This window comes from Bacillus sp. PPSBB_11 (genome assembly GCF_038023285.1).
Lineage (GTDB): Bacteria > Bacillota > Bacilli > Bacillales > Bacillaceae > Bacillus > Bacillus altitudinis.
This window is the reverse complement of record NZ_CP150633.1, coordinates 2626459-2629596: the sequence shown is the minus strand read 5'-3', so window position 1 is coordinate 2629596 and position 3138 is coordinate 2626459. Positions and strand designations below refer to the sequence as shown.

The following is a 3138-nucleotide window of genomic DNA, read 5'->3' as shown; positions in this document are numbered from 1 at the left end:
AATACATATACATTTAATTCTATATAATGATTTTAAGATAGAGTGAGCATACATTTTTTCACATCCGACAAAATCACTGCTTTCTTCTATAAGAATCTGCCCGCCCTTTTTACAGTTTCAAAATATTCCATTACTCCGTAGTTCATCACCTATCATTAATTAATTTAGAAGCTTAAATGACAAACACTCAAAATCATTTTTCAGGTCTACTACTCTTGAAGACAGTTTCAAGCTGAAAATTTCTATATCCCTATCCACACTACACCAAATCCCTTTATATTGCATTTATTATCACATTATGGAATTCATAAAACACCGAAAAGAAACCGCAAAAATAATTGAGAAACAAAACATGTTTGCCTTATTTGCAAACTAATAACTTCTTCATCACACAACAAATAAGCAGACTCGTTAAAGTCTGCTTTATGCTAACTTCTATAAACCATTGGAAACCTCTTGCAAATCACTTCTGACATTCAGGACATATCCAATGAATCGTGTAACCACTCTTCACAATGTTCTATAAGCCACCTCAAATATTCAACATATTGACCGACGTGATAGCCATCACAAACAGCATGATGTACTTGAATGGCGACTGGCAAGATGATTTTTCCTTCTTTCACCTTAAATTTGCCTAACGTAAATATCGGCAGTAAATAAGTTTCATCTGTAGATACATTAAGGTTAAATGAAGTAAAATCAATCCACGGCAGGCTTGAAATATTGAACATGTTTTCTGGCATATGAGGTTTTGGAAATAGGTTATTACTTTTGCTGTAAGTTTCCATATCCGCTACACAGCTTTTATAAAACCGAGCACAGTTTTCGTCATAAGGCGTCCAAATACTTGAAAATGTCTTTTTTTCTTTATTTAAAATCGTATAACTAGGATGGAGAATATCCCAGTAACCAAGTTCATCGTTCACTTGATCCATCCGAAATTCCGGTATTTTTTGCACAGCTCTTGCTAACAAATAAATTTGCACAGGATATACTTTTAGCCTTTTTTCTTTTAATATTGCATACAATTTTGTGATGTCTAGATCGATCACCAGACTATATGTGCATCGGGTTACCGTCATATAATGATGAAAGTGCTCTTTTCTCGGATAATTTTCATCTATTTGTTTAAACATTTTTTATCTCCTCCTGAATGTAATTGCTTGTATTCAGGAGGAAGCTTTATCTGTTTTCACCACCACAATCATCCTTTCAACAGATCGGTTATGTTTCTATCCACTACGGTCTGTGATTTATCACATTTTCATTTAAAAGCTACCATAAGCTTAGCCTACAATAAAAAGTTCAGCAACTCTTCGTAAGTAAATTCCCCTAACGTGAAGGGTTCTATTGCCATATATATTTCTCTCCACTGTCAATATAGAATTTGTCATTTTGAGTGCTATCCTCTGTTCACTTCTACCCTTACTGCTGCAGAAGCTTTTTCATTGATTTATCGTACCCAGCCAAATCATCAATTTGATAATAACCGACGGTTAACAATAGGCATGAAAAAGTGAAGAATGATGCCTCCGAAACAAATCGTTAATATGGTACCAGCACCAATAGGTCCTTTGCATATAAAAGCTAATATGAAGAAAAATGCATATAATATTGTTCTCGAAAATGCGATGGTTCTTTTTGAAATATCTCGAAGAATGAGTGTTAAATGATCAATTGGTGTTGATGCGAATTTTGTTTGAAGATATACGGCTGTTCCAAGACCAATGAATATCAAACCAGCTCCAAAGCAAGTCAGTTTGCTAAACCACGTGCTTGTATCAATGACATATTTGATGAGGAGTAACCACAGATCAATACCGATTCCAGTCACGAACGCTGTAATCAAACCTAAAAAAACAGGTTTTTTTCTCACTAATATAGAATTGCAAATTAAGATGATGATAGAAATCAAGACCTCCCAGCTCCCTACGGTAAGACCAAATTCTTTGGAAAGGCCAACTAAAAGGGCATCAAATGGGGAAGCACCTAGTCCTGATTGTATTGTTAATGAAATTCCTAAACTTAATACGAGTACACCTAATCCGTAATAAACATACTTTTTTTTATTAGACATGATCTCTACTTAAAGATAATTCTTTTATCATTAAAACGTGCAGAATCCCGTCTTCCATAAATTCATCTGAAGCAGTTTGAAAACCAAGTTTTTTATAAAAACCTTCTGCTTGTGTTTGTCCATGCAGCTTTATCTTTGTAATTCCTTTTTCTTGCATGATTTTTTCCAGTTCTCTGATAATCACTTTGCCTAAACCGTACTTACGATAAGGTTTTAGGATGCAAATTCGTTCCAATTTACCTGTACCATCCACAATACGCACCCGACCTGTGCCGACAGGTTCATTCTCATGGCATACCAAGACATGCTGACATTGTTCCTGAAGAGTGTCAAATTGATCAAATTCTTCAGACTCAGGTACTTGCTGTTCATCAATAAAGACCGACTTTCTAATATTAAGAGCAACTTGTAAATCATTTTCAGTTGTTATTTTTTTTATATGCATTGTTTATCAATCCTTTTCTGATATTAGCCTGAACCAAGTGAAGCATTTATATGGTCTTATACTAGTAAGAATAAAATATTTTTATTGCAATTACAACAAAAATGCAGGTTTTTTTAAGACAGTGGGCATTTTGCAAGAGAAAGAAATTGAGAAAGCTGGTTTTAGTAGTGAATGTCGAGGCGGAATTAATGCGGACTATTGCGCCACTTATCAGTTTGGTATCTCTTGGCGTTACACTTCTCACTTGTGGTGCCTTTGTTTTTTTGTGATTAACATTTGAAGAAAGTTCTCAGAAAAAAGCCCCTGGCCATAAAAGTCAGGGGTTTTACTTTGTCCTTCCCCGAAAAAGACTGATTTAATAAGGTTCTATGATGAGCCTTTCTGATAAAAAATGTGCATTTCTGAAGAAAACTGAAAAGGTTCGTCCCCAATCTGTCCCCATAAAAAAACAGACCCTGCATGGTCTGTTTTAATTTTGCCTATACGTTTTGAGAAATTGTATTTCGATTGATCATTGTCGTGTTTCGATCGATTTTTTGTGGAATGAAAGTTGTATTTCTATTCGACTCCTCCATTGTTGTATTCCGATTTGATGCTGGTTTAATCAAGCTAG

At 34.8% G+C, this 3138-nt stretch carries 3 protein-coding genes; all 3 read right to left on the bottom strand.

Annotation, left to right across the window (positions count from 1 at the left end):
• Positions 1–476 precede the first annotated feature (476 nt).
• The 3 genes from catA to V7L95_RS12780 all read right to left on the bottom strand — a co-directional run bounded on the left by catA (position 477) and on the right by V7L95_RS12780 (position 2525).
• Positions 477–1139 carry a type A chloramphenicol O-acetyltransferase gene (catA, locus tag V7L95_RS12790; protein ID WP_017359632.1) on the bottom strand — a complete coding sequence of 221 codons (663 nt, stop codon included), beginning with the start codon at positions 1137–1139 and terminating at the stop codon, positions 477–479.
• 338 nt (positions 1140–1477) lie between these two features.
• Positions 1478–2080, bottom strand: a complete 603-nt coding sequence (locus tag V7L95_RS12785) for a hypothetical protein (RefSeq protein ID WP_017359633.1) — start codon at positions 2078–2080, stop codon at positions 1478–1480.
• Positions 2073–2525 carry a GNAT family N-acetyltransferase gene (locus V7L95_RS12780; protein ID WP_017359634.1) on the bottom strand — a complete coding sequence of 151 codons (453 nt, stop codon included), beginning with the start codon at positions 2523–2525 and terminating at the stop codon, positions 2073–2075. Before V7L95_RS12780 ends, V7L95_RS12785 begins: the two co-directional genes overlap by 8 nt.
• Positions 2526–3138: the final 613 nt, after the last annotated feature.

Excerpts from the sequence above, each read along its gene's own strand:
- V7L95_RS12785 (WP_017359633.1), bottom strand. The coding sequence starts at position 2,080 with ATGTCTAATAAAAAAAAGTATGTTTATTACGGATTAGGTGTACTCGTA.
- catA (WP_017359632.1), bottom strand. The coding sequence starts at position 1,139 with ATGTTTAAACAAATAGATGAAAATTATCCGAGAAAAGAGCACTTTCAT.
- V7L95_RS12780 (WP_017359634.1), bottom strand. The coding sequence starts at position 2,525 with ATGCATATAAAAAAAATAACAACTGAAAATGATTTACAAGTTGCTCTT.